14 protein-coding genes are annotated in these 23,877 nt (G+C 59.6%); 6 read left to right on the top strand and 8 right to left on the bottom strand.

Annotated features, from left to right (window positions below):
* Window positions 1-294: 294 nt before the first annotated feature.
* From ACYQ11_RS01745 to ACYQ11_RS01730, 4 genes are read right to left on the bottom strand one after another with little or no spacing between them, the layout of a single operon-like run.
* On the bottom strand, window positions 295-1,314 hold the full coding sequence (locus ACYQ11_RS01745; protein WP_459922007.1) for an energy-coupling factor ABC transporter ATP-binding protein: 1,020 nt from the start codon (window positions 1,312-1,314) through the stop codon (window positions 295-297).
* Window positions 1,311-2,000, bottom strand: coding sequence for an ABC transporter permease (locus tag ACYQ11_RS01740; RefSeq protein ID WP_459922006.1), 690 nt, complete (start codon window positions 1,998-2,000; stop codon window positions 1,311-1,313). Before ACYQ11_RS01740 ends, ACYQ11_RS01745 begins: the two co-directional genes overlap by 4 nt.
* Before the next feature lie 20 nt (window positions 2,001-2,020).
* Window positions 2,021-2,848: an ABC transporter substrate-binding protein gene (locus ACYQ11_RS01735; protein ID WP_459922005.1), complete on the bottom strand. Its 828-nt coding sequence runs from the start codon at window positions 2,846-2,848 to the stop codon at window positions 2,021-2,023.
* A 43-nt stretch (window positions 2,849-2,891) separates the two neighbouring features.
* Window positions 2,892-3,800 carry a substrate-binding domain-containing protein gene (locus ACYQ11_RS01730; RefSeq protein ID WP_459922004.1) on the bottom strand — a complete coding sequence of 303 codons (909 nt, stop codon included), beginning with the start codon at window positions 3,798-3,800 and terminating at the stop codon, window positions 2,892-2,894.
* 279 nt (window positions 3,801-4,079) lie between these two features.
* Between ACYQ11_RS01730 and htpX the strand changes: the two genes are divergently transcribed.
* The 3 genes from htpX (at window position 4,080) to ACYQ11_RS01715 (ending at window position 8,891) form a co-directional block, all read left to right on the top strand.
* Window positions 4,080-5,009 (top strand): zinc metalloprotease HtpX, encoded by a 930-nt coding sequence (gene htpX / locus ACYQ11_RS01725; RefSeq protein WP_459922003.1) that lies wholly within the window; start codon window positions 4,080-4,082, stop codon window positions 5,007-5,009.
* Between the two features lie 31 nt (window positions 5,010-5,040).
* Window positions 5,041-5,841 carry a DnaJ domain-containing protein gene (locus tag ACYQ11_RS01720; RefSeq protein WP_459922002.1) on the top strand — a complete coding sequence of 267 codons (801 nt, stop codon included), beginning with the start codon at window positions 5,041-5,043 and terminating at the stop codon, window positions 5,839-5,841.
* Between the two features lie 257 nt (window positions 5,842-6,098).
* Window positions 6,099-8,891: a fibronectin type III domain-containing protein gene (locus ACYQ11_RS01715; RefSeq protein WP_459922001.1), complete on the top strand. Its 2,793-nt coding sequence runs from the start codon at window positions 6,099-6,101 to the stop codon at window positions 8,889-8,891.
* A gap of 419 nt (window positions 8,892-9,310) precedes the next feature.
* Here ACYQ11_RS01715 and ACYQ11_RS01710 read toward each other — a convergent pair whose 3' ends face one another.
* Window positions 9,311-9,817 (bottom strand): GNAT family N-acetyltransferase, encoded by a 507-nt coding sequence (locus ACYQ11_RS01710; protein WP_459922000.1) that lies wholly within the window; start codon window positions 9,815-9,817, stop codon window positions 9,311-9,313.
* A gap of 57 nt (window positions 9,818-9,874) precedes the next feature.
* Window positions 9,875-10,696 carry a mechanosensitive ion channel family protein gene (locus tag ACYQ11_RS01705; protein ID WP_459921999.1) on the bottom strand — a complete coding sequence of 274 codons (822 nt, stop codon included), beginning with the start codon at window positions 10,694-10,696 and terminating at the stop codon, window positions 9,875-9,877.
* Between the two features lie 322 nt (window positions 10,697-11,018).
* Here ACYQ11_RS01705 and glnD point away from each other — a divergent pair, with 322 nt between their 5' ends.
* The gene (gene glnD, locus ACYQ11_RS01700; protein ID WP_459921998.1) at window positions 11,019-13,607 is read left to right on the top strand and encodes a [protein-PII] uridylyltransferase; all 2,589 of its coding nucleotides are present in this window, start codon (window positions 11,019-11,021) and stop codon (window positions 13,605-13,607) included.
* A gap of 224 nt (window positions 13,608-13,831) precedes the next feature.
* Here the strand turns inward: glnD and ACYQ11_RS01695 are convergent, their stop codons facing one another.
* Window positions 13,832-19,462: a PAS domain S-box protein gene (locus tag ACYQ11_RS01695; RefSeq protein WP_459921997.1), complete on the bottom strand. Its 5,631-nt coding sequence runs from the start codon at window positions 19,460-19,462 to the stop codon at window positions 13,832-13,834.
* A 794-nt stretch (window positions 19,463-20,256) separates the two neighbouring features.
* Between ACYQ11_RS01695 and ACYQ11_RS01690 the strand changes: the two genes are divergently transcribed.
* Together ACYQ11_RS01690 and ACYQ11_RS01685 are read left to right on the top strand one after the other, a co-directional pair.
* Window positions 20,257-20,814, top strand: a complete 558-nt coding sequence (locus ACYQ11_RS01690) for an RNA polymerase sigma factor (protein WP_459921996.1) — start codon at window positions 20,257-20,259, stop codon at window positions 20,812-20,814.
* A gap of 2 nt (window positions 20,815-20,816) precedes the next feature.
* Window positions 20,817-21,437, top strand: a complete 621-nt coding sequence (locus ACYQ11_RS01685) for a hypothetical protein (RefSeq protein ID WP_459921995.1) — start codon at window positions 20,817-20,819, stop codon at window positions 21,435-21,437.
* Window positions 21,438-21,446: 9 nt separating this feature from the next.
* Here ACYQ11_RS01685 and ACYQ11_RS01680 read toward each other — a convergent pair whose 3' ends face one another.
* The gene (locus ACYQ11_RS01680) at window positions 21,447-23,873 is read right to left on the bottom strand and encodes a S8 family serine peptidase (protein WP_459921994.1); all 2,427 of its coding nucleotides are present in this window, start codon (window positions 23,871-23,873) and stop codon (window positions 21,447-21,449) included.
* Window positions 23,874-23,877: the final 4 nt, after the last annotated feature.

The raw sequence follows: 23,877 nt of genomic DNA, 5'->3' as shown, positions 1-23,877 counted from the left end.
AGTGAGCGCAGCGAACGGGTGGTTAATAAATCTGTGGCTTTTCTCAAGGGGAAAGCCCATCACCTTCCAATGTCATTATCTTTAGACCATGATGGCCAGGTGGGCTTTGCTTTGCCCATCAACTGGACAACGATAATATTTTTAAGTTAATGGCATTGATTAAGCGGTTGAAGAGCCACTATAGCCAAGTAGATAACCAGATAATTTAATTTTGCAACAAACCGATTTAACACACTTCCTTTCAGATATGTGACCGTTCGTGGCCTGTGAAGCTTTTTACGACGCCATTATTTTTTAATCAAACATCACATCGGCGGGATCGTAATAGGCCCGGACCCATTCACCGGGCATCAGGTGCCGGGCCCCCGGTGATACGCTTTCGGCCCAGAGCAGGCTGCCTTCATGACTCAACGACACCTGTAAATCGCTGGTTTTGGCGCTTAGATTCAGGCCGGCCACTCGGCAGGCAAACGACAGGGCGCCGTCAGGAACGGCCTCGTCCTTGGGGACGAAAAACAGACGCCGGGCGGGAAGAATGGCCACGGCCATGGGATGAGGGGGAGGCGGAACCACGATCGGCGCGATGCCTGCTTTTGCCTTTCGGACATACACCGTCTCCGATTGTTTTTCCCAGGGCCCGTAAAGCATGTTCAACCGGCCCTGATCATAGACCCGTCCTCCCACAAGGGTCAGCACCCGGTCGCCGATGCTGTCCAGCCAGTCCCGGTCGTGGCTGGACACCACCAGGGTGGTGTTCTGTTTTTCACGGGCCGCAAGGACCGCCGATCGGATCAAGTGACTGCTCGTTTCATCCACGTTACTGGTGGGTTCATCGAGCAAAAGCACATCGGGCTTCACGATCAACCGGGCCGCCAGTGCCACCCGGCGGGCCTCTCCCCCGGACAGACGGTGGGCATGACGCGGAGCAAAGGTCTCCGGCGCCAGACCCACGGCAGAAAGGGCTTCAGCCACCCTTTTTTTCAGATTGACGGTGTCCCGCCGGATCACAAGACCGTAAGCCAGGTTATCGAACACGGACCGGCTGAGCAGATAGGGTTCCTGAGTGAGCAGACAGATAAGGCGGCGGGCCCGGACCGAAAACGGTTCGACCGGACGCCCCTGAAGCCGTACCGTTCCCCGGGACGGAGACACAATCAGCCCCAGAACATTCAAAAGGGTGCTTTTCCCGCTGCCGTTGGGCCCGGCCAGACCGGTAATGGTTTCGGAATGAATCGCAAGGTCGGGAACCGACAGCACGGTTCTACCGTCAAAATCCACGGCAAGATCCCGGACACTCAGAAGGGGGGAGGTCATGAACGTCTCCCGAGAACCGAAAGACAGAGATTCACCGCAAAGGCGATCATAAGCAGCACCATGCCGAGGGCGATGCCCGTTTCGAACATGCCTTTACCGGTTTCAAGGGCGATGGCCGTGGTGATGGTCCGGGTATGCCATTTGATGTTGCCCCCGACCATCATCGAAATCCCCACCTCGGTCATCACCCGTCCATAGGCGGTCACCGATGCGGCCAGAAGACCGTAACGGACTTCAAAGAGACAGGTCCGGACCAGCTGGGCCCGACCGGCCCCCAGGGACATGAGGGTCGGCCGCAGATGCCGGTCCATGCTTTCCACGGCCGAGGCGGACAGGGCCGTGATCACAGGCAGGGCCAAAATGGTCTGGCCGACGGCGATGGCCCCCGGTGAAAAAAGCAGGCCCAACGATCCCAGGGGCCCCCGGCTGGACACCAGGGCATAGACCAGAAGGCCGATGAACACCGTGGGCAGCGCCATCAGGGTATCCACCGCCAGCCTCAGACTTTTCCGGCCCGGGAATTGAAAAAATCCCAGCACAAACCCCGCCGGAACGCCCAGACACAGACTGACCGCCATGGACAGGGTCGACACATGGACCGTCACCCGGATGGCCGACCAGGTTTCCGGATCACCGGAAGCAAGCAGATAAACGGCCTTGACCATACCGGTCAGAATAAAATCCATGCCAGAGGCTCCGACCCGGATCAGTCTTTCCGGGCATTGGGAACAAACAGCTGTTTGCCGAGCAGGGTAAAGGCCCCGATCTGTTTCTGGGCCGCTTCCCCTGCCATCCAGTCGGAAAATGCTTTGGCCAGGTCGTATTTCGCCTTGGGGCAGCGGGCGGGGTTCACCGCAATGACGCTGTACTGATTGAGAAGCACCGCATCGCCCTCGACCAGAATCAGCAGGGCCGGGTTGCCGCCCTGGGTCGATTCATACTTGATGTAGGTGCCCCGGTCCGTCAGGGTATAGCCGCCTCGTTCGGCGGCGATGGTGATGGTGGGCAGCATGCCCTGCCCGGTCTGGACGTACCAGCTTTCCTTGTCCGGCTGGGCGTGCCCGGCCTTGACCCAGAGGGCCGCCTCCATTTTGTGGGTGCCCGAGTTGTCGCCCCGGCTTGCGAACACCGCCTTGGCGGTTTTGATCCGGGTCAGGGATTCGGTCACGGATTGCCCCTTGATGGCCGCCGGATCGGCAGCGGGGCCGATGATGACGAAATCGTTGTACATCACTTCCCGGCGGTCGATGCCGAAACCTTCGGCCACATAAGCCTTCTCGGCGTCGGGGGCATGGACCAGCAGCACATCCACATCGCAGTTTTCTCCCAGCTTCAGGGCTTTGCCCGTCCCCGTGGCGGTCCACGTGAGCGTGATGCCCGTATCCCTGGTAAAGGCGGGGGCCAGAGCATCGAGGAGGCCGGTGTTGTCCGTGCTGGTGGTGGTGGCCATCATCAGGGTGTCGCCGGCCAGGGCCGGCAACGACAGCAGGGTCAGCGTAGCGATCATCAGAAACAGGGGCTTCAACGTCTTCATGAGCGTATCCTTATCAAACTCAAACGGTTATGGGTTGCGCCGGTCATTCCCGGGGAAAAACGATGCGTCCGCTGACGGCGGTATCGTAACCACCCAGGCTCTCGGCCGTGGTTTTGAATGCCTTGTCATGGAGAAGGCCGATGAACTGCTGAATCCCCTGATCGAAAAACCGCTCCCGGGTCACCAGAAGATCGAACCGTTCCATGCGCAGGGGGATAAACGCCAGGCCCAAAAGCTCGGCCACCGGCCGAATCCCCGGACCGGCATCGGCCCGACCGGCCAGAATGTCAAGCCCCACATCCATGTGTTTGGCCGCCTCGATCTCGTATCCATCAAGGGTTCCGGTGGCGACCCCCGCCTTTTTCAGTTCATGGTCGAACAGAAGACGGGTGCCTGTGCCCAGGGACCGGTTGACCACCCGGATGCCCGGTCTCGCCAGGTCGCCAACGGTGGTGATGCCTTTGGGGTTGCCCGCCTGAAGAAGCAGACCCTGCTCCCGCATGGAAAAATTGACCACCACCGGCATCCGGTCCATTTCCTTGACGGCGTAATCGAAATTGTAATCGGTTTCGCCTTCCTGGAGCAGGTGGCTGGTGGCGATGTGACAGAGATTCCGGCGCAGGGCCGAAAGACCGCCCATGCTTCCCAGGTTGCCGAACACGGCCACCTGATCGGGAAACCGTTGATTGAACAGGCCCATGGTCCGGTCCAGCAGCAGATCGTTACTGCCCGTGATGATCAGAAGGCCGCTGTAGGGAGGCAGTTTGGTGGCGGGATTGGGGAAATTCACCGTATTGTTCACGATCCACTGCTCGACCAGATGCCGGGGAAACACCCATTTGCCGGTGATCTTGGACGCGGGCAAGCCCTTGTCCGCGATCAGCGAATACACCATCTTCTCGTTGATCCCCAGAAATTCCGCCACCTCTCTGGTTGAAAGCAGGGGTTTCATAGCCATTCTCCACATGGTTTGGACCGGTTGTCAGGTAGGGGTCTGGTCGTCGAGCCAATCTGACCCGATCGATCACAGGTCACGGTCATCTATTAGATGATAGGGTCGGCCTTTGTCAACCTTTTCTCCATTGGCCCGAAGATCGACCCGTCCCGACCGATATCAACCGTCAATCGATTGCAGGCATCGGGAAATTCGAGCGGCACCGACTTGCCAACCGCCAAATCGTCTTTATATTTCTGATTCACCAACACGCAACACCACCTAAGGAGTACGACCATGACCAATCAGATCAAAACAACCCTGCTGCTCACCCTGATGACCGTGTTCATCATGATGGTGGGCCGTGTTCTCGGAGGAAGCCAGGGCATGGTCCTTGCCCTGATCATTGCCGGCGGCATGAATTTCTTTTCCTACTGGTATTCGGACAAGCTGGTGCTGAAAATGTACCGGGCCCGGGAAGTGAACCCGTCTGAGGCCCCGGAGCTTTACCGCATGGTCGAAGACCTGGCCGGCCGTGCCGGGCTGCCCATGCCCAAGGTTTATATTATCCCCCAGGACCAGCCCAACGCCTTTGCCACGGGACGGAACCCGGAGCACGCCGTGGTGGCCGTCACCGAGGGCCTGCTCAGGCTGATGAACACCGATGAAATCAAAGGCGTGCTGGCCCACGAGCTGGGACATATCAAAAACCGGGATATCCTGATCGGCACCATCGCCGCCACCATGGCCGGTGCCGTGATGATGCTGGCCAACATGGCCAAATGGTCCGCCGTCTTCGGCGGCTTCCGGGGGAATGACGATGAGGGCGGCGGAGGCAACATGATTGCCGTGATCGTCACGGCCGTCATTGCGCCCATCGCCGCCATGGTCATCCAGATGGCGGTATCCCGGTCCCGGGAATACCTGGCCGACGCCACCGCCGCACGGATCACCGGCAACCCGGAAGGGCTGGCCGGCGCCCTGGAAAAACTCGGGGCCTACTCGGGCCGGATTCCCATGCAGGCCGAAGCGGCCACGGCCCATATGTTCATCACCAATCCCCTGTCCGGACGAAGTCTGGCCGGTCTGTTCTCCACCCATCCACCCATCGAGGAGCGGGTGGCCCGACTTCGAAACACGCGTCCCCGCCCCGGATCGCCGGACCGGGGTTCATCGTCGGATACCATGACCCGGCAGGCAAAGAACATGTGGGATTCACTGCGCTGATCGCCCCATCACACGAAAGGAACACCGACACGTGGATTATTACGCCGCCCTGGGCATCGACCCCTCGGCAGACACCAAAACCATCCGGTCCGCCTACCGGAAACTGGCCTTCGAATACCATCCGGACCGCAGAGCCGACGATCCGGATGCGGCGGACAAAATGAAACAGATCAACGAGGCCTATGCGGTGCTGTCCGATGAGACCAAACGGCGGAATTACGACGCCATGAAATTCCGGTTCGGGGACACGGCCTACGATCAATTCCGGGGAAGTTACACCGACAAGGATATCTTCAGCGGCTCGGATATCCGGAGTATCTTCGAGGAACTGGCCAGGGATTTCAATTTGCGCGGCTTCGACGCGCTGTTTTCCGAGGTCTACGGACCGGGATTCCAGGGCTTCCAATTCGGGAAAAACGGGTTTACCGTCCGGGGGGTTTTCTTTTCCGGCCCCCTGTTCGGACGCAGGGCCTCAACCGAATCGCCCCGGACCGGCCGGTCCCTTTTCCACACCCTGTCCGATGCCGTCCGGTCCCTGGGGTCCCCCCGGCCGGGCCGGGACCGGCATGACCGGATCATCCTCACGGCCGACCATGCGGCCCAGGGCGGTCCCTATGCCTACCTGATCAGGGAAAGCGGAACAAAAATCCTGGTCAAGGTGCCCAGGGGCATCCGCCATGGCCAGACCATCCGCCTGGCCGGCATGGGCAAAGCCGGGGTTCACGGGGGGCCGCCCGGCAACCTGTATCTCAAGGTGTCGATCCGCCACTCGCCCGCCGAATACCTGAAACAACTGGTTCAATCGGTTGTGAAGCTGTTCCGGAAATCCTGATCCGATCCGGCTCCGCCCATCGTCTTTCTGCGCCCGCCCCGGCTTTCTCCGGGGGCCGGGCGTTTTCTTTTTTCCAGGCCGGCGTCTCCCGCTTTTTTTCATTAAAAATGTTTCCTTCAAAAAAACTTTATGCTATGGACGTAAAAACGCATTCAGCCCCATAAACATAGTTTTTACCCCTGATCAATCAACGCTCACTCCGACCCGCCACAGCACCCGCGGCTGGGCCGTTGAGCCTTTCACCATACGACGGGAAGATGGATATGCGCCCTCTCACGCTCAGACACCCGATTCCGGCCGGAACGTTTTTCACTGCCGGCCGTTTGATTCTTGTCCTGCTCCTGGCCGTCCTCGGCCTGTCCCGGCCGCTTTGGGCCGCTGACCCGGCCCTCCGGTGGGACGCCAATGCCGACGCGGATTATTATGTGGTGTACTGGCGGACCGCCGGTGAATCCGTTCCCGGCGGACAGAGCGACCCCATTGACGCCGGCACCTTAAGTTATCCCCTCTGGGCCTGTGACGGCCAAACCACCTGGTATTATTCGGTCAAAGCCTTCAATGCCTGCGGAAATTCCAGCGATTTCTCCGATGAAATTCAAACGACCCTCTGCCCGGCAGGTCACGGAATGACGCCCCCCCTGCCCGGGGCCGACCCGGTGCTTGAAATCCTCCTGCCCGCCCCGGGCGACCGCCTGGTGGAAAACACCCCCATTGACTTTTCAGCCACCGCTTACCGGGGCGAACAGATGATCTCCGCCGAAGGCACCGTCTGGCGTTCCAGTCTCGATGGTCCCCTGGGGACCGGGGCCGACATCACGGCCGGCCTGTCGACGGGCACCCACATCATCCGTGCCGCCCTCTCCGGCAGCACCTGCGAGACAGCCGTGGCCACCCTTGATATCACCGTGGCGCCGAATACCTCCCCCACCCTGATCATCACCGGACAGGCTCCGGGCTCCCGTACCCGGGACGGCCAGACCTTCATGCTGACGGCCTCGGCCGAGGACAGCGAAGACGGGGATCTGACCGACACCGTCGTCTGGCGCTCCAGCCGTGACGGTGATCTGGGGCGCGGGGCCGCCGTCACGCCCCTTTTGTCACCGGGCAGCCACACCCTCACGGCCTCCGTCACGGACCGCCACGGGGCCGGCGTCAGCGCCTCCGTCACCCTGACGGCCCGGGCAGACAACACGGCACCGGTGGTCACCCTGAGCCCGCCTGCGACCGGAGCCCAGACGGCGGAGGGTCAACTCGTGACATTCAGCGCCAGAGCCCTGGACGCCGAGGACGGTGATCTGTCCGATCACACCTTCTGGCTGTCTGATCTGGTCGGGGAACTGGGAACGGGGGCGACCATAACACCCCGTCTGCCCGCGGGAACCCATCGCATCGAAGCCCGGGTCAAAGACACTGAAAACGCCGAGGGGGAAGCCGGTATCACGGTGACCGTGGCCCGCTGGAACCGGGAACCCTCGATCGCCGTCACCCGGGCTGAAGCCGGCATTCCGGCGCCCGATGGCCGGCCCTTCACCTTCACCGGTCTGGCCGATGATGCGGAAGACGGAGACCTGTCGAACCTCATCACCTGGACCTCCAGTCTATCCGGCCCGCTGGGCCGGGGTCACACCGTTACGGCCCTCCTGCCTCCCGGCAGGCACCGCGTCGAGGCCACCGTCTGCGACAGCGGCGGAAAATGCCGAAGCATCTTCCGGGACATCACCGTAGATACCTACGACGCCCCGCCCGTCATTACCCTCAGCGCCTTTGTCGACGGAGAACCGGATGAAACGGGCCGTAACGGACAACTTCAGGCCCGGGCCGATGACCCCGAGGACGGGGATCTGACCGACCGCCTGACCTGGACCTCGGACATTCAGGGCGCCCTGGGCAGCGGATCCCCCCTGTCGGTCCACCTGATTCCCGGTCGTCACAGCATTCTGGCCCGGGTACTGGATCAGGCGGGCCACGCCTGTGAAGCCCGATTGACCCTGATGATCGACGCCCTCGACCGGCCGCCGGTGCTCAGACCCATCACCGTCACCCCCGGCGCCATGGATGACGCCGGTCAGAGCTGTATCCTGTGCAGCCGGGCCGAAGACCCCGAAGAGGGGGACATTTCCGCAGACATCCTCTGGACGTCGAGCCTTGACGGAAACCTGGGTTCCGGTGCCGTCATCGAAACCCGTCTTTCCTATGGCCGCCACACCCTTTCGGCCGCCGTGACCGACACAAAGGGCAACCCGGGCAAAACCGCCCGCCTTCTGACCCTCACCTGGATCAACCAGCCGCCGGCCGTGACGATCACATCCCTTTCTCCCGACGCGGCGGGTACCGAAGGGCAGGCCTTCACCGTCGCCTGCCGGGCCGTGGATGAGGAAGCCGGAGACCTGTCCGCCCAGGTGGTATGGACATCCAGCCGGGACGGCCGCCTGGGGACGGGCACCCCGCTCCTGACCGTTCTGTCGCCGGGCACCCACATCATCACGGCGAAGGTGTCCGATCAGCACGGCATCGAGGCAAAAACCTCCCGCAGCCTGACGGTTGAATCGTTCAACCAGCCGCCGACCGTTACCATCACCGCTCTGGTCGAGGGAAACATGACGTCCCAGGGCCGATACGTCGACCTGTCGGGATCGGCCCTGGATCCCGAAGACGGCCGTCTGGACGCCTCCCTGGCCTGGACCTCGGACCGTGACGGTTTTCTGGGCAAGGGGCCGTCGATCACCCCGCTCCTGTCCGCCGGACGTCATCTGATCACGGCCCGGGTCACGGATTCCTCAGGCAAAAGCGCCGCCGTCACCATGGAAGCCTCCGTCACGGCCGATACGGAACTGACCGTTCAGGTCTCGTCCCGGAGCTTCTACTACTTCACCATTGTGACGATTTCCTGGTCCGGCGGCCTCGGCGATGTGGCCCTGTTCAAGAACGAACGACGCATCGGTGCCGGCGGCCCCGACGGCAGCCGCTATTACTGGTCGTCGGGAACCGGCCGCTATTCGGTCTGCGAAATGGACGGGGGACGGTGTGCCGACGCCCAGGTGGCTGATTAGGGATTGAAACTTTACGTGTGGCACGGCGTAAACGGCCAAAGATGATGTGAAGATAGGGATGCCTTGTGGCTTTGGATTTGTCGATGTGTCTATAAGGTGACGGGGTTTCTATCAACGCGTTTATTGACCACCCGTTCGCTGCGCTCACTGAAGGGCACGAAGAAAAGCAAAAAACGGCCTCCGTGAGAATCTCAGTGGATTGATCTCAGATCAATCCTGTCGACTTAAACAACCCCTCAAAGCCGGAAAGAAACACACCGTTTGAGCATACGACACCCTCTCCGTGACTTGGTGTCTCCGTGAGAGACCCAAGCGATTGATCGCAGATCAATCACACGCTTAAAGGACGTGCATAAGCAGGAAATATTTTTCGTGAGGCCCATAACCGGCGGGCCGAAGCGGCCCGCCGTGTGTGTGTGTTATACGTCGTTGAACAGTTCGTGATAGGCGATGATCCCCTGAAGACCTTTGAGCGCCCCCTTTTTCAGCTCCATGATCATGAACAGCTCCGGCGGAACATCGTAGTTGGATGCGATGCCGTAGGCCACCGAGGGCACGAATCCGAACCGGGGATAGTAATCCGCATGGCCCAGAACCACCACGGCGCCGTACCCCTCTTTTCGGCACTCCTCAAGCCCGAATTCGACCAGAAGGGTTCCCACCCCTTTTTTCCGATAGGCCGGAAGCACGGCCATGGGGCCCAGGCCGGCCAGGGCAACGGCCGGATTCTGATCGATCAGGGTCACCGGGGTAAACAAAATGTGACCGACAATGTTTCCCGCCTCTTCGGCCACACAGGAAATCATGGGCAGGCTCCGGTTCCGAAGCATGTCGACCAGATTGGCTTCGGCATCGGTACTGAAACTTTCGATATTGAGCTTGAAAATCGAGGGAATGTCTTCGTTTTTTTCTCTTCGAACCATCATGACTGCGCACTCCGACTCTGGGGTGAATGATGACAAACGACGCATTTTGCCGTCGGCTTATTTCTCGTTGAACAGATGCACATCCGTCTGGGGAAAGGGGATGCTGATGCCTTTTTCGTCGAAGGTGGTCTTGATGGTTTCCGTCAAGGCGAAATAGACATCCCAGTAGTCGCCCGTCTTGACCCAGGGCCGCACCACCAGGTTCACACTGCTGTCGCCCAGTTCGGACACGGCGATGGTCGGCGCCGGATCCTTGAGTACCCGGCTGTCCTTTTCCACGATCTCGGTCAGGACGTCCTTGGCCGTTTTGATGTTGTCCGTGTAACTGATCCCCACCACCAGATCCACCCGGCGGGTATCGTTGGCCGTGATGTTGGTGATCACCCCGGCGGCGATATTGTTGTTGGGCACGATGACCTTCTGGTTGTCCGGGGTGGTCATGATGGTATTGAAGATGTTGATGCTCTGAACCTTGCCGGTCACACCGCCGGCGTTGACCACATCATTCACCTTGAAGGGGCGGAACAGAATCAGCATCACCCCGGCGGCGAAGTTGGCCAGAGAGTCCTTGAGCGCGAGGCCGACGGCCAGACCGGCGGCACCGACGATGGTCAGGAAGGAGGTGGTGTTGATGCCCAGCTGACCGGCGGCGGCGATGACCACCATGATCAAAAGCGCATAGTAGATGATATTCGATAAAAATCCCACCAGAGTCACATCGACCTTGTTCTTCTCCAATAGTTTGGCGATGAGATTGGCGATTTTCTGGGACAGCCATTTTCCGATGACCAGAACGAGAATGGCAGCCACGATCTTGAGGGAGTAAACGCTGAGCCATTGAACGATGATATCCGTGTAATCATTGAAATACTGTTCCATCCGATCACTCCTTTATATTAATTGATGTCATATCACTGGGGGCGCCGTTTCCCCGGCCCGGGGTCGTCGTCCGCTCTCGTCCCGAATGGTGTGCAAGGCACCCGGAAAGACCGCTCCGGGCGTTGTAAAGATTGTTCAGTCATACACCGTTTTCGTTATAATCTCAACATCAATACGCTGCAATTCCTGCACAATGCTCATCTTTTCGTCCGAAACCCGCGTCCTCTTCTTGCCATCCTGATCGGTCTGGTCTATTTTGATCCTGATCGACCGCGACCCGGGATCACCCCGGCCGGCCGTCGATCGGAAACCGGGGACCGCCATGAATGCCGAGACGCTTCGCACCGCAAAAACCATGTTAATCGACGACCTTGTTTCAGGTTCTGCCGCCGACCTGTCCGAGCGGCTGTCCGTCCTGCTCGACGACCATCTCTGCCGATGTTTCGAGCAAAGCCCAACGGGGCTGCGCCTGGGCATCATCGACCACCCGTTCGCCGTCGTCGCCCTGGGATCCTACGGTCGTCGGGAGCCCTGCCTTCGCTCCGACATCGCCCTTCTTTTTCTGTTCGGTCAGGCCGTCCCGCCCGAGGCCGAACAGCTGATCGAGGAATTCGTCTACCCGCTCTGGGATGCGGGCTTTGCCGCGACCCATGTGGTCCGGACCCTGGAGGACTGCCTCCACACGGCCGAGTCCGACGTGGAAGTCCTGGTCTCCCTGCTGGACGCACGATTTGTCTGCGGCATGTCCGCCCTGTTTTTCTCGCTCGGCGAGGGTCTGAGAAAACAGGTGGTTTCTCCCGAAAGGGCCCGCCTTCTTTCAACCCTTGCGGAGGAAAACCGGAAACGGCATGAAAAATTCGGCGACTCGTCCTACCTGCTCGAACCCAACCTCAAGCAGGGCCGGGGCAGCCTGGGGGATTACGACGCCATGTTGTCCATGGCCCGCATCGACTCGGACCTGAGAACCCCGAAGGATCTCGCCGCGTCCGGCTATCTGTCCGAAAAGGAGTTCGAGGACATCCAGGCGGCCCTGGCCTTCATCCTTCGTATCCGAAACGCCCTGCACCATCTGGCCGGACGAAAATGCGACCAACTGTTCATGGAGTACCAGCTGAAGATGGCCGACATGCTGGGCTATGAGAAAAAAGACGGTCAGGAACCCGTCGAGAGGCTGATGGGCGATCTTCACGGTCACATGCGAACGATCAAGCGTCAGTACCTGAACGTTCAAGCCGAGCTGGGGCAGACCGGGCAAGACCGGCCCCGGTACCTGCGGACACGGATCAAGGGCCTGTGGGTCAACGACAAAACCATGCTGGACGTCCGGGAACCCGAGACCCTTCTCAAAACCCCCGACCTGCTCGCCAAGCTGTTTGCCGAAAGCGCCTCCCTCCAGATCCCCCTGTCGGCGGAGGCCCGTCGCCTTGTCCGTGACCTGGGCCCGGAACTGGTCACCCCGGCCTTACGGAAAAGCCGGTCCGTCATCCGGGCCGTCGAAAAGGTGCTGCTGACCCCGGCCCCGGTGCTGAATGTCCTGGACGACATGGTCCGCACCGGATTTCTCCAATGCCTTATTCCCGAATTTGAGGGCATCGTCAACCGGATCCAGTACAACGAGTACCACCTCTACCCCGTGGACAAGCATTCTTTGATGACCGTCCGTGAAGCCAAAGCCTTCGGCCGTCCCGGCCAATCCGATTCACTGTGCGAGGCGATCTATGCCGGGCTGCCGGACAAGCGGATCCTTCTCTGGGCCTGCCTGCTCCACGACATCGGCAAAAGCGATCCGGACGGTCGGCATTCGGAAAAAGGCGCCCGGCTGGTCGGCACCATCCTGGGGCGCCTGGGCTATGAGGATGACGTGATCGACCCCGTGGCCTTTCTGGTCAGGGAGCATCTGTTTCTGGCGAAAACCGCCACCCGGCGTGATATCAACGACGAAGAGACGGCCGTGTTCTGCGCCCGGCGAATCAAGGAGCCCGGGCTCCTTGACCTGCTGTTCCTGCTGACCGTGGCCGATTCCAGAGCCACGGGGCCCAAAGCCTGGAACGACTGGACCCGGACCCTGCTCCACGACCTTTACCACCGGACGATGACGGTGCTGCACAAGGGCGAATTCGAACCGGACCAGGCCCTGTCCATTCTGGAATCGAAAAAAACCGCCCTGGCCCGGATCGCCGAAGACCGCGGCCTGACCGACAAGGCCTTTGAGCGGCTCTTCGGCCTTTTGTCGCTGCGCTACCTGATCACGGTGCCCGCCGAGACCATCGCGGCCCACCTCGACCTGTACCGGAACCTGGGCGACCGCCCCTTTGCCTGGACCGTCACCGGCCTTGGCACGACGGGCCCCCGGACCCTGACCCTGTCGGCCCGAAACCGACCGGGCCTCTTTTCCCGGGTGGCGGGCGTCCTGACCCTTTGCGGGTTCAACATCCTGGATGCCCAAATCTTCACCTGGAAAAACAACACGGCCCTCGACATCTTCCACCTGTCGCCGCCCTCCGATGACCTGAGCGAAAAAGAACGCCTGGCCCGGGCCGAAGACGAACTGACCCGGACCCTGATCCAGGGCCTCAACCTGTCGGTCCGCCTGGACGACCTGATCCGGCGCAGTGTTCCGGGACGACGCCCCGGCCTGATCCGACCGCCGCGCATCGTGGTGGACAACGAAACCTCGGCCTTTTTCACCATCATCGAGGTCCACACCGACGATTACCCGGGCCTGTTGTTCCGCATCACCGATGCCCTGTTCACCGAAGGCCTTGACGTCTACACGGCAAAAATCGCCACAACCCCGGACCAGGTGGTCGACGTGTTTTACGTGAGAAACCATTACGGCGAAAAAGTCCACACCCCGGAGCAGATCACCCGGCTCAAAAAAAACATCGGGAAGGTGCTGGAACGGCACTGATCCCCGGAACGCCCGCGACGGCCTTACCAAAACAAAAAGCCCCGTGAGACATTCCACGGGGCTTCAATATATAAACCGCCGAAGCGGATGGTAACGATTTCGGATGACTCCGAACAACAACGTCACGAGCTACTTATAACCGTTTTTCGATTAATGCAAGCCAAAAGATGAATTCGTAAAAAGTCATCACATGACGGCCAAAAAAAACGTTCGGGCATACGGCGTCATGAATCCAATACTTCCCGCACTGTGACGGCCAATTGCCTTTTTGTGAACGGTTTCTGGATAAAGTCCACACCGTCATTCAGGACGCCGTGGTGGGCGATAACGTTGGCTGTGTACCCGGACATGAACAGACACTTGATATCGGGATAAAGAGACAAGATAGCGTTGCCCAGTTCACGGCCGTTCATTTCGGGCATCACGACGTCGGATATCAGAAGGTGTATATCCCCGGCATGTTCTGTCGCCAAACGAATGGCCTCACCCGGTGTGCCGGCCGCCAGCACGGTGTATCCCTGCCGCGTGAGCATAATGGAGGTCATTTTCAGAATCGCCGGTTCGTCTTCGACCAGCAGAATCGTCTCGTGGCCGCGTCCGGGCGGTTTTTCCGGCTTCTTCTCCGGCCGATGGTCCTCTTCAGCCGTGTGGCGCGGCAGGTAGATCTTGAAGGTCGTCCCCTGGCCCGGTTCGCTGTAAACCGTGACAAGGCCATTGTTTTGTTTCACCACGCCGTAAACTGTGGCCAGGCCCAGACCGGTGCCTTTACCCAATTCCTTGGTGGTAAAAAAAGGCTCGAACAAATGTGACAGTGTTTCGGTATCCATGCCGCAACCGGTATCACTCACGGACAGCATCACATAGTCACCGGGTACAGATCCCGCATGACGCCTGCAGACCTCCTCGTCCAGAACCGTGTTGGCCGTTTCGATGAATACGCTGCCGACGTTGTCAATGGCGTCCCGGGCGTTGACACACACGTTGGCCAGAATTTGGTCGAGCTGGCCGGGATCGATCTTCACCGGCCACAGTTTCCCGCCCGGGCTCCAGGTCATATCAATGTCTTCACCGATCAGTCGATGCAGCATCTTGAGCATGCCTTCGACGGTCGTGTTGAGGTCGATCACCTTGGGGACCACGGTCTGTTTGCGGGCAAACGCCAGGAGTTGACGGGTCAGATCGGCGGAGCGCACACCGGCTTTTCTGATTTCCGTCAGATCGTCGTGGAAAGGCTGCTCCGGGTCCATGTTTTCAAGAACCATATCCGCATGCCCGATAATAATTCCAAGCATGTTGTTGAAATCGTGGGCAACGCCGCCGGCCAGCCGACCCACGGCCTCCATCTTTTGGGCCTGACGGAACTGGGCTTCCAGCTTTTCATTTTCGGCTTCGCTGTTTTTTTTCTCCGTGATGTCATGATGAACGCCGACGCACATCACGGGTTTCCCCGTGCCGTCGTATTCGAACCGCGACGAGGATTGCAGCCACCGGACGCCGCCATCGGGGCGAACTATACGGAACTCCATGGGCCAGGTCCGCTTTTGTGCCACCATCTGCCCGATCTGCTCGAAGACACCCTCCCGGTCCTCCGGATGGATCAGGTTTGAGGCCGTCTCGCGAAGATTTCCATAAAAATCGTCGGGATCGATTCCGGCGATGGTGAACATCTCCCTGGACCAGGTCAGACCGTCGTCTACCATGCTCCACAAATAGGACCCCACCTGGGCGATTTCCTGGGCCTGGTTCAGAAGCCCCTCGCTCTGGCGCAAGGACTCGCTCGTCTGTGCCAGCTTGATTTGGGCGTAGGAGAGACGGGAGATCACACCGATCAGATTGCAGTAAAATGTCATGATCTTATGGATTGTCTGTCTCGACCAGCGCGGAATGCTTTGATACGCCTTCAGATAGGCGTCCTCGTCGAATCCATAGCGGTGTGCCTGTTCGCGGAAAACATCAAGATCCGGCTCCTCATCATCAAAAAAGAACTGACCGAGAAAGAGATTTCCCACCTGTCGTTCACCGATCATGATCGGCGTCGCCATATCCCACATGTTGTTTTTGCATTTGTATACCTTAAACGTTCCCGACGCGACATCGGATGCGAGACGGGTATCGCTTTCCAAACAATTCCTTGCCGTTTCGGGATGAATTCGGTGAAACTGCGTGCAGATATCCTGCCAGCCGGTTCCCACAAGAACTTTCCCGTCGAGGTCAATAATGCCCACGCCGATGTCCGTCAACGCGTAGAAGTCATTCATCAGAGACTGGATCTGATCGCAGTCCACCACATCGGCGAGGTTCAGTGTTTCGAGATCGCCGGCGGGATCAAGAAGGGCGTTCAGTTTTGCCCGTACCCGATTTTCGCTCTTGCGCAGATCTTCCTCGGCCTTTTTGCGGTCGGTGATGTCGTAATTGATTCCAAGCATGCGTACCGGATTTCCTGCGTCGTCACGAAGAACAATCCCATTGGCCTTGATATACCGTATAGCTCCATCGGGCCGGGAGATACGGAATGCGATGTCGTATTCCCTTTCTCCCCGTAACGCAGCGAGACACGCGTCCCAGGCAGCGTCCCTGTCGTCGGGATGCAGATTCTTTTTCCAGATCTCCACGCCATAGGATTTGGGCCGCTCCGTTGTGCCGTATAAACAGAACATCTGGTCATCCCACGTCATTTCGTTCGTGACGACATTCCAATCCCATATGCCAAGGCCTGCCGACCGGACGGCAAGCGAAAGACGCTGCTCACTCTCGCGCAGGGACTCTTCGGCCTTTTTGCGGTCGGTGATGTCGATCGCCATTTCAAAACGAACGTCCCGGCCATCTGCCCATGTGATGATTCGATCGACAATGGCGTAATGCCGATCCACTTTCTTGTTATGAAATTCCCAGCGATAAGGTTCAGGCTTCTGCTTCAGTATGATATCGTTGGTGCAAAACGGACAGGGCGCATCAAGGCCCTGGAACGCCTCGTAACATGGTGATCCCAGGAAATCATCCTGTTGGAGCTGTTTTTTGAAAAAGTCGTTCACATACAGGATCTCGCAGGTGGAAGGGTCGGTGATGTAAATCACTTCATCGATGCTGTTAAACAGAGAAAGCAGCTGTTCTCTTTCGTCTCGAAGTTTTTCTTCCGCCCGCTTGCGCTCGGTGATGTCTGTTGCGATATTCAGAATGGCGGACCGTCCCTCCCAGTCGATGTGTCTGGCCAGAATCTCGAGAAAGACGGTCGAGCTGTCCTTGCGATAATGCTTGGTTTCGAAGCGCGCCTCCCCTTGCTCGGCGATGTTACGGAACCGTTCGGCCAGAAGGGCCTCGTAATCGGGTACATCGAGATCGTGAAGGTTCACCTTCAGGAATTCATCCGGATTTTCGTAACCATGCAACTCAAGGCTCTTGGCGTTGGCAAAGAAAAAGTTGCCCTCTGTGTCGTGGATACTGATGCCCGCCGGGGCCAGGTCGAGCATGTGGCCCAACAGAAAAAGTCGCGCGTCGTCTGCCTTGCGTTTTGTCAGATCACGGCAGAAACAGATAAACTGCCCTCCGCGCTCGTCAAGGTAGGTGGTTGTTATTTCGACGGGGAAGACGCTGCGGTCCTTGCGGCGGTGGCGTGTCTCGAATATCTCCGAGCCCGTCTTGATGACACGTTCAATGCGCGCCGAGATTGTCTCGGGCGTCTCCTCTGCGTCTATGTCTCGAATCCTCATACCCAGAAGTTCACCGCGTTCGTAGCCCGTCATCCGGCAGTAAGCATGGTTGACGTCGACGACGCGCCCATCGGTGTCGAGCAACCAGAAACCGTCGGCGGCGGTCTGGAGAATCCCACGCTGATAGGCTTCGTTTGCAAGCAGGCGCTGTTCCGATCGCTTGCGCGTGAAATAAGCCCCGAGCATTTCCGCCGCGGTCTCAATCAGCGTGACCTCCGAATCGTGCCAGTCCCTCAGTCTGCGGGTTTCGTCAAAACCGACAAACCCCCAAAAAGTTCCCTCGACAAAGAGCGGTAGGACCAACAAGGAAACAATCCCCTGAGATTCGAGAATGTCCCGTTCGTCCACGGGAAAACCGGACACATGGCCGCAAATGGCGTTTCCTTCAGACAGAGCGTGTCGCCATCGCTCGAATCCCCGGGCGTACACCACATGCTGTAACACAGGATTGTCGATCTCGGGCGCAATGCCGGGCGCGCAGACTTCAAAGATCTGCTTCATGCAAAGGCCCTCGTCGGGGTCGTCGAAGTTCTTGAAGATATAGACTCTGCCCACGCCGGAGGATTCAAGAAGATATTTCAGCGCGACGGATACGGAGGATTCGTCCGTTTGCGGGCTCAAAAGGGCCTTTGACACACCGGCGACGGCCCGCTCAAAGCGCAATTGCTGAGCGAGGGCATTCTCGGCCTGCTTGATCTGCGTGATATCGGTATGTGTGCCAAACATGGACAGAGGACGGCCTTCATCGTCGCGGGTCATGATGCTCCCCCGGTCGAGAACCCAGATCCACCTCCCGCTCTTGTGCTTCATACGAAATTCGCAGGTGTATCGGGCTCTCCTGCCCTCGATGCAATCGTTCAGCGCCAGGCGGGCCCGGTCTAAATCATCGGGATGGACCAGCCGTTCCCAGGTTCCGTAATCGTAGGGCGTCAATTCGTCGATGGTGTATCCGAGCATGGTCGCCCACGGCTCATTGAAAACGGTCTCGCCGGTCTGGACATTCCACTCCCAGGCCCCCACGCCGGAGCCTTCGATGACAAGACCAAGGCGTTGTTCGTTTTCGCGCAGAGCCTGCTCGGCCCGCTTTCGATCGGAGATATCGCGGACGGTGGACCAGAAGTAATCGATCTCGCCGTTCTCACGGCGGATCAGGTAAGAACAAATCTCAACGGGAAAAACCGTGCCGTCCTTATGGATATACTCATTTTCGAAAAGGCCCGAATAGCCCTGGGTAAGCAGACGATTTCCCCATATTTCCCCGGCCTGCCACGTGCGCCAGCGCTCGGGGGTGATTTCGTAGAAATCCCGAAGCGCCCGAAGCTCATCGAGACTGTACCCGAGCATGTGACAATAGGCCGCGTTGGCGTCGCGGATGCGCCCTTGTGCGTCCACCATGACGAATCCGTCGCGGCTGTGTTCGAAAATTTCGCGATAGCGCCGTCGGGTATCCTCCAGCCGTCGGGCCGCTTCGATTTTATGCAGAGCGAAGCCCAGGTCATCCGCCACCTCGTTAAAGAGATCCTGTTCTTCGGCATCCCGGGCGTAGTCCAACGGCACGGAAGCAGACAGAATGCCGTAAGTCACGCCGCCTGCCTCCAGGCGTCGCACCAGGCCGGCGCGCCCTTCGTATGCGTCATGCATGGGACAATCGAGGCAGCCTCCCGCCGGGTCGTCCACTACAAGAACGTCCTCGCGCCCAAGTGCCTGTGTCATGCAATCCGGAAACTCTCCCCGCTCAAGACGCTCGTGGAGGGCCGCGAAGCCGCCGTCGAAGCCGGCGGCCGCAGCCGCCGCCAGCGGCCCCGTCACCTTCAGCCCAAACCAACGGGTCGACTCACTGTCCAGAAGGGCGATCCATGCGTTGTGATACCCCATCGTTTCAGTCAGATTCTCGCACGCCCGCTCAATCAGGCGGCGGGGGTTGTCCTCGGACACGATAAGTTGATTGACATTGCGGATGGCCAGAAGGACCTGCTTCAGGTGCGCGTCCCGGGCTTCGGCTTTGGCCAGGCGAACCACCAGGGTCTCGTGTTCACCCAGAATCGTGTCCACGCGGCCGTCCCGGATGGCCGCAAGCGCCGATTCCGCCGTTTTCAGACGGGCCTTCAATTCCTCATACGATGGATTTTTCGAACATGTATCACCCAAGAAGCACCTTTCCCTAACGTCTCCGGCAGCTGAAAAAATGCGCCGGAGTCTCCATTTTTGGATGGGGACGACCATGACTCAAGACGCGGCCGGTCCATACACAAAGAGTATACGCCAGTCATTTAAGGAATCGCTGATCTGGACTTCGAAATGTTTACCAACCCGATTTGCAGGGCGCCTTTCGGGGCAATCTGTTTTGCCGCGAACCCAAAAGTCCCTTTCCCGCTTTCCTCCACGGGCTTTTTGCGCACCATCAAGCCGCGTTCTCGGATTGCGTCGACCGCATCGTGGTCTTTAGGTCGGCATAGGATCAATTATTCAAGCGTCTGACGTCATTATCAATGACCACAAGAAAAGAAAGGACAAACGGCGACCACATTATTGTCAGATCAAATTATTGTCAGACAGTCTACGATCTTATCGACATTAGATCAATAAAAATGATGGCGGCGGCACCTCCCGGTTCAGTCCCTGCAGCCGCACATACACCGTGCTGACGGGATCTGAGCATCGTCATAGAAACAACAACCGATTACCGATAAAAGCACGCAGGAAAACACTTTTTTAATAATCCCTCCCCTGCCGCCCTTTGGCCCCCTTCCTCAGAGCTTTGTTTTCGATTGACCCCAGGCGTAAAACACGGTAGTAGCGGAGGCATCACGTCCATCCGCCCGATGGCGGACGATATCGGTTCATCATACGTTCAACACCACAGACAATCGTTTCGGCCCGCTGAGTCTTAGGGCACCTTTTTTTTCAGACCCATGAACCTTTCGCGGCACCGGGGTTACACAATGATGAGAGACAAGGAGGATGCGAAGCACCGGAAACTGATCGCAAAGACCGCCCGAGGGGACCGGGATGCCTTCGAGACGCTGTACCGCCTGACGTCCCAGCGGGTGTTCTTCTATCTGTTCCGGATGCTTCAAAACCGGGAGCTCGCCGAAGACATCCAGATCGATGTCTATACCGAAGTCTGGACGAATGCGGCCCGATTTAAGGGGCAGTCCAGGGTCACCACCTGGCTGTTCGGCATCGCACGGAACATGGCGCTCAACGCCTTGCGGAAACACAGCCGTAGCGGGGGGAATATGGGGGAGCTTCACGACGCCCTCGAAGATGAAAAAAGTGTCGACGGATACCGCGCCTTTGAGCATGCCCAGGAGATTCAACAGGCTCTGTTGCGGCTGCCGGTCAAACAGCGGGAAGTCATGGATCTGGTCTTCTTCCACGACCTCGGCTACAAAGAGGTGGCCGACATTCTGGACATCCCCGAAAATACCGTCAAGACACGGGTGTACCACGCCAAGGAGGCGTTAAAGGCCGCCATCCTCGGCATGAAAGGGGCATGATCATGAGCACGGAAAAAAAGGCCGTGAAGGACCTCCGGGTCCTTTCATACATCAAGGGCGACCTCACCCCGGACCAGCGCGCCGCCTTCGAGCGGGAGATTGAAAGCGACGAGGCCCTGAGACGGGAGGTCGAGGAATTTTCAGCCATCGCGAAAAGCTACGGATCGCTGGCCGAAACCCTGCCCTCTCCCAGGCCGGAGACCCTTGCTGCAATCATGCGGCGGATCCAGACGGAAAGGCCCCGCGCACGGTCGATACACGGCGTCATCGAATCCCTTCGGCGACTCGTTTCACGGCCGGGTGTCGCCTGGTCCCTTTCGGCGGCCCAGTTTGCGGTGATTGTCTTTCTTGTCTTCTCCCACCCCGAACCGTCCCGATACCAGACCCTCAGCGGCAGCGCCCCGTCCGTTCAACGCGGCATCACCCTGAACGTGGTCTTCCACGATACGGCCCGGCAACACGCCGTCACCCGCCTGCTCAACGGGATCGGCGCCACCGTGGTGGACGGGCCCACGGCCTCCGGGCTTTACGTGATCCGCATCGACGATGCGTCCCTGAAAGATCAAATCCTTACCCAACTTCGAGAGGCGCCGGAAGTCTCCTTCGCCGGGCCCCGGTATTGACGGTTGGCCTTACAATCCGCCATCCCCGTCACAGACCGGCAGTTCCAGAAGGGTGGCCTGCCACCGTTGGATGGAGCCCTCATAGCTTGGCAAATCCTTTATGCGGATCGACGTCCCCCGCTCGGCGGCCAGGGCGAGAATCCCGCTGACAATCGCCGATGACAGCGAGGTTCCGGTCATGAAGTTGTGGCTGTTGCCGGGCGTGGCGGTGAACACGTTAACCGCCGGAGCCGAGACATCGGCCTTGCCGCACAGGGCCGCACAGGGATAGGGATTGCCCCGCCCGTCCGTTCCCGATACGGCCAGAACGGCGGGATGGCCGGCCGGAAACCCCAAGGTTCCCATGGCCCGGTCGTTGCCTGCCGGGGCCACGAAGGCCATGCCCCGCTCCGCCCCTTTTTCAAGAAGGGCCGCGATCAGCCGGTCGTGCACCACCGCTCCGAAACTCATGTTCACGATATCCGCCCCGGCGGCGATGGCCCGGTCCAGGGCCCGTGCGATAGACGAGGAATAGCATTCCCCTTCCGGACGATCGTCGGAGAGCTGCCGGCATGCCCTAAGGGCGATGACGGTCACGCCGGGGGCAACCCCTTCGATGCCGAAGCCGTTGACCGACGCCGCGATGATGCCGGCCACCCCGGTGCCGTGGATCTCGGCCTTCTCGGATTGTCCGGGGACCAGATTTTCCGAGGCTATGATGCGGGTTTTGAGGTCTTCATGGGCGGCATCAACGCCGGTGTCGATCACGGCCACCTTCACCCCTTTGCCGGTCACGACGGTATGGACCGCCGACAGGTCAAGGGGGGTGAGGGCCTCCTGCATGGCCTTCAGGGGATCGGCCAGGGTCTTGAAAAGATAGTCCGGCTGAACGTCCTCGATCACCGGAACGCCTTTGAGGGCATTTATCACGCCGGAAAGGGGCTGCGTTGTCTCACAGACCAGAACCCGCCGGTCGATCGACGCCAGCACCATCTGCTCCGACAGCAAAAGGCCGTATTTTAAGGCAAGGCCGTTGACGGCGTCCCGTGCTGCGTCATCGTTTTTCAGGATGATCAACAGGTATCCGGGGCGATGCTCCGCCGGCCCGTCGTAATGAAAGGTGAACGGCGCACTTTGGCCCAGCGCCGCCCCCCCCTCGTCCAGGGCCGTGACCGACCAGAGGTAGGTATGCGCGGGCCGGAAATGATGGGCCAGGGCTGCGGCAGGCAGGGTATAGACGCTGTCTTTGGTATAGGCGTTAAACACGGGCTCCTCCCCGGACGGTTCCTCAAAGGTGATCCGGTACGCATGGGCGCCCCGGCCGCCTTCCCAGCGGAAAACGGTGCCGTCTCGTTCGATGCCGGAACCGTCTTTGGGAGCGATCAGGGTCAAGGCGCCCGCGGCCCCTGCGTCGTCCGGGGTGACGAAGTAAACGGCCACCGGCTCATCCATCGGTGTATCGGGTCGGGTTACAACCAGACGGATCCGATGGGTTCCCGGGTTGTGGGTGGGAAAGACCGGGTAATCCGGCGCCGCCAGGGTCACGGCCCCGCCGGCATCCAAATGCCGTGTCACCGGAGCGAGCCGTTTGCCGTCGATCTCCCAGTATCCCTCCAACAGCCCCGACCCTGCAAAGGATATTTCCGCGAACAGGGGGGGCAGCGGCCGATGCCTGCCAAGGGTCACCTCCGCCCGGTGGTTGTCGAAAAAAAGACGCATGCCCGTGAGGGCAAACCCGGCCCCGGCCTGAGTGGTGACCGTGATGGGGATAAACGGCACCGCCGTCAGAGAACCGTTGGTGAAGGTGCGGGTGTAGGTGATCTGCGACCTGCCCAGCGCCTCGGCCCGTTTTTGAACCGCGACGGGAATGACAAGGGTTTCACTGACCTGCCCGAGGCCGCTGACCAGAGGCAGCCGAAGGGGGATATCGACCGTCCCGACGGCCGTGTTTCCCGCATAAAAAATCCCCTGGCCGGATAACAGGGTGGCGGTGGCAGGGGGTATCGATGATGCCTGGTAAAGCACCTGTCTCGACGTTACGGCATTCCGGGACACGGCCAGCGCGTCAGGGGTCGTCCGGACCGTCACCGCCGCCGCTGCGGCCTCGATGGTGATCGTCGCCGTGGCCGGATCCGGAGGCAGGGGCGGCTCGAAGCAGCCGTTGCTCCGTGCCGTAATGATGTACGTGCCCGGCGCCGTGTAGGTATGGGTGGCCGTCAACGTGCAGTCGAAGGTCATGCAGGTGCCCGCGTCCACCCAGGGTGATCCGTCACCGAAATTCACCTGGATGGGACACATGCCGGTGGCATTGTACTGGGAATTAACCGTCACCGTGACCGGCTGCTGAACGGAGCCCGTGCCCGGCGCGGTCACCGTGACGGCCCGAACGGCGTCCGGCAGGCAAAGCCCGAGAACACAAAAGACAAGGGTAAGGACGATAAAATGGTGCCGTTTCATGCTG

The sequence above is a fragment of the Desulfatiferula olefinivorans genome (genome assembly GCF_054657895.1).
This window is presented reverse-complemented; position numbering and strand designations above follow the sequence as displayed.

What these genes read in the sequence shown, in the direction of transcription:
- glnD (WP_459921998.1), top strand. Translation starts at nt 11,019, where the DNA reads ATGAATGCCGAGACGCTTCGCACCGCAAAAACCATGTTAATCGACGAC.
- ACYQ11_RS01735 (WP_459922005.1), bottom strand. Translation starts at nt 2,848, where the DNA reads ATGAAGACGTTGAAGCCCCTGTTTCTGATGATCGCTACGCTGACCCTG.
- ACYQ11_RS01690 (WP_459921996.1), top strand. Translation starts at nt 20,257, where the DNA reads ATGATGAGAGACAAGGAGGATGCGAAGCACCGGAAACTGATCGCAAAG.
- ACYQ11_RS01740 (WP_459922006.1), bottom strand. Translation starts at nt 2,000, where the DNA reads ATGGATTTTATTCTGACCGGTATGGTCAAGGCCGTTTATCTGCTTGCT.
- ACYQ11_RS01745 (WP_459922007.1), bottom strand. Translation starts at nt 1,314, where the DNA reads ATGACCTCCCCCCTTCTGAGTGTCCGGGATCTTGCCGTGGATTTTGAC.
- ACYQ11_RS01715 (WP_459922001.1), top strand. Translation starts at nt 6,099, where the DNA reads ATGGATATGCGCCCTCTCACGCTCAGACACCCGATTCCGGCCGGAACG.
- ACYQ11_RS01710 (WP_459922000.1), bottom strand. Translation starts at nt 9,817, where the DNA reads ATGATGGTTCGAAGAGAAAAAAACGAAGACATTCCCTCGATTTTCAAG.
- ACYQ11_RS01685 (WP_459921995.1), top strand. Translation starts at nt 20,817, where the DNA reads ATGAGCACGGAAAAAAAGGCCGTGAAGGACCTCCGGGTCCTTTCATAC.
- htpX (WP_459922003.1), top strand. Translation starts at nt 4,080, where the DNA reads ATGACCAATCAGATCAAAACAACCCTGCTGCTCACCCTGATGACCGTG.
- ACYQ11_RS01680 (WP_459921994.1), bottom strand. Translation starts at nt 23,873, where the DNA reads ATGAAACGGCACCATTTTATCGTCCTTACCCTTGTCTTTTGTGTTCTC.
- ACYQ11_RS01730 (WP_459922004.1), bottom strand. Translation starts at nt 3,800, where the DNA reads ATGAAACCCCTGCTTTCAACCAGAGAGGTGGCGGAATTTCTGGGGATC.
- ACYQ11_RS01705 (WP_459921999.1), bottom strand. Translation starts at nt 10,696, where the DNA reads ATGGAACAGTATTTCAATGATTACACGGATATCATCGTTCAATGGCTC.